This window comes from Aestuariicoccus sp. MJ-SS9, assembly GCF_032586235.1.
In the GTDB taxonomy this organism is placed as follows: Bacteria; Pseudomonadota; Alphaproteobacteria; order Rhodobacterales; family Rhodobacteraceae; genus Aestuariicoccus.
Genome location: NZ_JAWHTD010000093.1, coordinates 1 through 5,529 on the forward strand (window position 1 = coordinate 1; position 5,529 = coordinate 5,529).

The 5,529-nt window shown below is 58.3% G+C and carries 4 protein-coding genes and 1 pseudogene; 4 read left to right on the forward strand and 1 reads right to left on the reverse strand.

Going from position 1 to position 5,529, the window contains the following annotated elements:
* The coding region (locus RXV88_RS23055; protein WP_316296051.1) for a site-specific integrase at positions 1-1,324 on the forward strand (1,324 nt) is incomplete at its 5' end.
* Positions 1,321-2,400 carry a tyrosine-type recombinase/integrase gene (locus RXV88_RS23060; RefSeq protein WP_316296052.1) on the forward strand — a complete coding sequence of 360 codons (1,080 nt, stop codon included), beginning with the start codon at positions 1,321-1,323 and terminating at the stop codon, positions 2,398-2,400. The genes RXV88_RS23055 and RXV88_RS23060, both read left to right, overlap by 4 nt.
* A 22-nt stretch (positions 2,401-2,422) precedes the next feature.
* Here the strand turns inward: RXV88_RS23060 and RXV88_RS23065 are convergent, their stop codons facing one another.
* A complete protein-coding gene (locus tag RXV88_RS23065) occupies positions 2,423-3,370 on the reverse strand; it encodes a metallophosphoesterase (protein ID WP_316296053.1) in 948 nt (315 codons plus the stop codon).
* 359 nt (positions 3,371-3,729) lie between these two features.
* Between RXV88_RS23065 and RXV88_RS23070 the strand changes: the two genes are divergently transcribed.
* Positions 3,730-4,923, forward strand: coding sequence for an alpha/beta fold hydrolase (locus tag RXV88_RS23070; RefSeq protein ID WP_316296054.1), 1,194 nt, complete (start codon positions 3,730-3,732; stop codon positions 4,921-4,923).
* 111 nt (positions 4,924-5,034) lie between these two features.
* A pseudogene (locus RXV88_RS23075) lies at positions 5,035-5,220 on the forward strand (IS3 family transposase); the annotation flags it as partial.
* Positions 5,221-5,529: the final 309 nt, after the last annotated feature.

Here is a 5,529-nt window from a genome sequence, read left to right on the forward strand (position 1 = left end):
TGAAGGCCGGTGGGCGCTCAGCCGGTTCGCCTGTTTCTGCACCGTGATGCAGATCCCGCCCGACGCGGTCCAGACCGCGATGCTGGACGGCTTCTGGCAGGCGTTGAGCCATGAGGTGATTTCCAAGTCGCCGAAAGCAATCTTCAAGCGGACGATCAATGCCTGGAACCGCTCGTTGCGGGATGTGCCGGGGTGGCCTGGCGCGAAGCTGCGTTCTCCGGTCAAGACAGACCCCTACATGTTGCCACTTGAAGACTTCCCGCTCGGCTTCCAGCAGGCCGTCGCGTCTTGGGAAGATCGCATGCGCAATCCGGATCCCCTGGACCCGAGCGCGCCTGTCCGCGCGTACCGCCCTGCCACCATCGAGGGATATCGCTACACCTTTCGGCGGTTGGCGACGGCCCTGGTCAAATCCGGCACCGTGTCCATCGACGAGATCACAGGCTTTGAGGTCTTCTTCACGGAGGATCACTTCAAGGCGGCGCTGCGCCCGTTTCTCAAAGGCGAATGGGTTAAGACCGAAGGCTACGCCCACAAGATGGCGACCCAGATGATCGCTGTCGGCTGGCATCACCTTGGCTACGATGAGACGCAGCTTGCGCCGTTCCGTGCGATCGTCCAACGCCTCAAGCCGAAATCCCCGGGCGGGATGGGAGAGCGCAATCGGGCACGCCTTGAGCAATTCGACGACGAGGATGTGGTTCAGCGTCTGTTGCGGTTTCCAGAAGAGGAGCTCGGCCGCGCGCTCAAGCAGCGCAGCAAGCTCCGGCGCGCGAAAGGTGTGGAGCGGGCCTTGTCGATCTCGCTGGCGATCTTCACCGGGGTTCGGATCAAGAACCTGCGCGAACTCAACCTGGAAACCCAGCTCCTGCGCAGCGGAAAACGGGTCTTCGTGCAGTTGTCCGACGATGACACCAAGAGCCATAGGGCACTGGACCTGGAGTTGCCAATAGAGACCATTCGCCTCCTGGACCTGTTCCTTGCAGAGCATCGCGCGCTCTTGCCCGGCTCAGATGGACCATACCTCTTCCCGGGCGAGAAGGGCGGTCCGCGATCCTACTCCGCGATGCGGGACGCTCTGAGTCGTACGCTCTTGAAGCACGCAGGCATCCGTCTGTCGCCGCACCTCTATCGTCACGTCATCGCCAAGATCGTGATTGAGCGGCAACCTGAGCTGGCGCTCGATCTCAGTCGGCGCCTCGGCCACAAGTCGCTCAACACCACGTACCAGTCCTACCTGGGCACGGAAGGTCCGGCCGCCAGCCGCCGTATCAATAGGCTCCTCAAGACGCTGCGGGATGATCCGCCCGAGGGTGAGAAATGAAGCGCGGTTGGCCCAACTTGCCGTTCGAAGCCTGGCCTGAGCAGGACCGTGCCGCGTGGCAGGAGCTGCTCCGCGACGGAGATGTTCTAGAAGGGCGCGGCCCAGGTGCCCATTGGAGCGAAGCCACACGCCACACGCTCCAGAAACATTATGCGGGCTGGTTGGGGTGGCTGGACGCGCGTGGGATGCTCGACCAACAGGTGGCACCGTCCGACCGTATCACGCCTGAGGCGGTTACCGCCTATGCCCATGAGTTGATGGCGTGCGTTGCGCCGAAGACGGTGGAGAGCTACGTGCGCGACCTCAAAGTGGTGGCGAAGGTCCTGTCACCCGATCGCGATTTGCGGTGGCTGATGGATGTGTCGAACCGCCTCAAGCATTGGGCCAAGCCCAGCCGCACGCTCACGCTTCCTGCTCTCTCAGCTGCGGAGATGTTCCGTCGTTGCTTTTACGAGCTCGATCGACTGGCAGACAGCGACTTCAGCGTCGGCAAGCATCGGATTGCCTACCGGGATACCCTTTTGGTCGCCCTGCTGATCTCTGCGCCCGTCCGGTTGCGCAACCTCGAAATGATTCGGATTAACCAACATCTAGAGCTCTGTGGCCACGCATGGCATCTGCGCTTCACGGCCTCAGAGACAAAGACCCATCAGACGCTGCATCTCGTGCTTCACGAGGACCTGGGTCAGCACATCGCGCATTACATTTATCATGTCCGCCCGGCATTCCCAAAGGCCAGTGAGACCGACCGGCTCTGGCCGGCAAGTAAGGGAAGACCGATGGCGCATCAGTCGATCAACGATCGGGTGCGCCGCCAGTCAGAGCATCTGTTCGGCGAAGCCTTGTCCCCGCATGCCTTCCGAACTATCGCCGCGACCTTCTTGGCAGAGACATCGCCAGAGGATGCGCTCCAGGCAAGGCCGCTTCTGGGACACCGCTCACCGGTCACCACGGAGAAGTTCTACATCAAGGCCAATCAACTGAAGGCATCGCAGAGGATAGCGGCTGCGCTTAAGAGCATTAGGGACGAAATCAAGGCCGGGAAGGGAACGCTAGATGCCAGAGCCGACGACTGAGCCACTTAGGCCCGCAAGTGGATCACTTTGAGCCAGTCAGCAGAAACTGAATGCCCTTGTCCATAGCGACGTCGCCGTCGAGGCGGATCTGATCGCCGACTGCACTGACCACGCTCCCCGTTTCGTCAAAGATCAAATTCAGCTCGCCCAGTGTGTTTCCGTAGGGCCATGCATGTACGATCGGCACACCGTTTTCTATCGTCGGATAAGGCCCTTGCGACGGTTTGAGTGTGTTCGACAGATATGTGTGGCTGTGACCACCAACGATGACGTCTACGCCTTCAGCTTCACGAGCAATCTTTTGATCGACGTAGAATCCTGCGTGGCTGAGAACGATGATTTTGTCGATGCCGTCCGCGGTGAGCCTTGCTGCTTCCTCCTTAACCGCCCCGACGGGGTCGAATATGGAAATGTAGTCGACGCCGGCCCAGCAGTCCGCGCACTCGGGAGTAAGGCCTATTATCCCGAGCCTCTCAGCTGCGTGTTCGATCACCATTGATTTTCGCGTCATATCATCGAGAAGAGGTTCTGCTGAGAGATCGGCATTCGCGATCAACGCCGGGAAGCCCAATGCGTCGATGAATTCTCGCGCAACCTCAGGCCCCTGATCAAACTCGTGGCTGCCAAGCGCAATTGCATCATAGCCCATCCGGTTCATTAGCTCCGCCAGCAACTCGGGCCTTGCAAGATTTGCGTCCGTACGGCTTGGAAATTGATCCCCAGCATCGAGAAGCACCGTATTCTTCGTTCGGGCGCGCGCCTCGGCGATGGCGGTCGCGAGCCTCGCGGAACCCGCGAAGCATTTGCCCTCGGCGTCTGCTTGCGGGGAGCATAGGTTGTCGAACTGATCCATTGGGCTGAACTGGGAGTGGAAGTCGTTCGTATGCAAGATCGTCAACCGATACTCAGCCTGAGCCGTAGGCGTTAGGAAAAACTGAAACGTCAGAGAAGCGAAGAAGAGGTGCCGCATTCGAGCCTCCAGATAACAGTCTCTTCAGTGTGACGCGGGCCCTGGCAGATTGTCAAAGCGGCGGCTTTGTCCGCATGTGAGACGCTGGACGGGCCTGCGGCGAACGTCGGCTGTTGGTAAACGCTGTCTTTCAGGGGGCTCGGCAGGCTCCTAGGCTCCATCGGCTGCTTACCGCCGTCCAGCGGTCATCTGATCATTTTGCTCGGATGTCTTTGAAGAGCCCGAAGCCGACCTGCCGTCAGAGCCCCCTGGCAATTCAAAGACTAGACCCGCATCAAGGGAGCGCTTGGGAAATAGAAATTTTCCCTATAAGACGGTGGGCAATCCTGACACGGGCGCGTCATTTTCAGGCTGATCCCATGATTTATTCGTTTTCCGGAAACACGTTGGATGTGAGCGGCCATACGCTCACCCGCGATGGTTTGAGCGTGCCTGTTGAGCCGCAAGTATTCGATATCATAAGAATACTGGCGGAAAATTCCGGCGCCCTGGTCACTAAAGATCGCCTGATTGAGGAAGTTTGGGATGGGCGCATCGTCTCAGAAGCCACGATTAGTGCACGTATGAATGCGGCGCGTACGGCCGTTGGCGATAGCGGCAAAGATCAGAAAATAATACAGACGGTCATGCGCCGGGGATTTAAGATGGTTGCGCAGGTTTCGGTAAAGGACGCGACTACGACAGCACCTCCGGCGCGACTTCAGCAAACCATTCGCTACACAAAGTCGAAGGATGGAACAGGGATTGCCTATTCGAAGGCTGGCCATGGCCCATGTGTGCTTTACGCCTGGCATCATCTGTCACATCTCGAACATGACTGGTCCAGCACGCTGCTCAGCCGCGGCCTCCGGGCGTTGGCAGAGAACTATTCGCTTATCCGCTACGATGTAAGGGGGGCTGGCCTCTCAGAGCCGATCAAACCCTGTGACACTTTGGATGACCATGTGAACGACATGATCGCCGTCGCGGACGCGGCAGGCCTGGAGCGTTTCCCTGTTATTGCCACGCTTCAGGGAGCGGCGGTTGCAATCCGTTTAGCCGCGCGCGAACCCCAACGCATTTCCTGCCTTGTTCTGCATAATAGCTACGCACGCGGCAGAGCCTTGCGCGAATCTGCTCCAACGCATGCAGAACATGATCCCTTTATTGCGCTATTAAAAAGCGGCGGCTGGGGCGACCCGGACAATGGATTTATGCGGGCTTGGGCAACCATGGTGCTGCCCATGGCGTCCTTCGAAGAAACGACAGACCTCATTCGGCTATTTGCACATGCAAGTAATACCGAAGATGCGTTGTTTCAGCGAGATCTGATCGACAGGTTGGATGTCACTGAGGATTTGGCAAAGGTGCGCGCGCCGACCTTGGTGGTGCATGCCAGTATGTGCACGATTCATCCCTCTACAGAAGGGCGGAAAGTCGCCGCTGGCATTGCTGACGCAGAATTCCTTGAAGTTGACAGTTCGAGCACGTTCTTTTCGTCGAGCGATCCAGCGAATGAACAGGTGCTGCGTGCAACCCTCGACTTCCTTAAATGTCATTCCGGCTCGAAATAGCGCGCGCTCTGGTTCTTTGATCAACTCAGGACAACATTCGCGCCGCGGAAGGAACCGCAGTCGTCAATTGTGCGAGCGGCGGCCATTCTCGTCAGCAATCCCTGAGGGCAATCTCCGCAGACCCAATTCGTGCGTGATGCCCTGGAACGGGCGCTTTTTGAACTACGACCGATTGGCGGTCTTGTTCATCACGCCGACCGGGGCAATCAGCAGCTGTCGATCCGCCACACCGAGCGCCTAGCCGAAGCCGGGGTCGCGCTCTCGTTTGGCAACGTAGGCGACAGCTATTACAACGCAGGGCGGGCGCTTACGGTTTATGACAACACGGTCCGCGCTTCGGTCATATCCTCGGTATTTGCGAACGTCTGGACGCAGTGAAAGCTGTCGTTCGGGCTTGGCTCAGAAGATTTTCGGCTCTGACGGCTGCTTACCACCGTCCAGCGGTCATCTGATCATTTTTCTCAGATGTGTTGGAATAGCCCGAAGCAGGCCTGCATTTCGAGGAAAGATCGACTGAACAAGCAGATACTGAGTCGGGTCTGAACAACGCCCAACGCTCTGAATTTATGTGAGAAATGTCTTATTTTGTTGGCTTTGGCCTGCAGG

Coding starts and splice junctions, on each gene's coding strand:
- RXV88_RS23060 (WP_316296052.1), top strand. CDS start 1,321: ATGAAGCGCGGTTGGCCCAACTTGCCGTTCGAAGCCTGGCCTGAGCAG.
- RXV88_RS23070 (WP_316296054.1), top strand. CDS start 3,730: ATGATTTATTCGTTTTCCGGAAACACGTTGGATGTGAGCGGCCATACG.
- RXV88_RS23065 (WP_316296053.1), bottom strand. CDS start 3,370: ATGCGGCACCTCTTCTTCGCTTCTCTGACGTTTCAGTTTTTCCTAACG.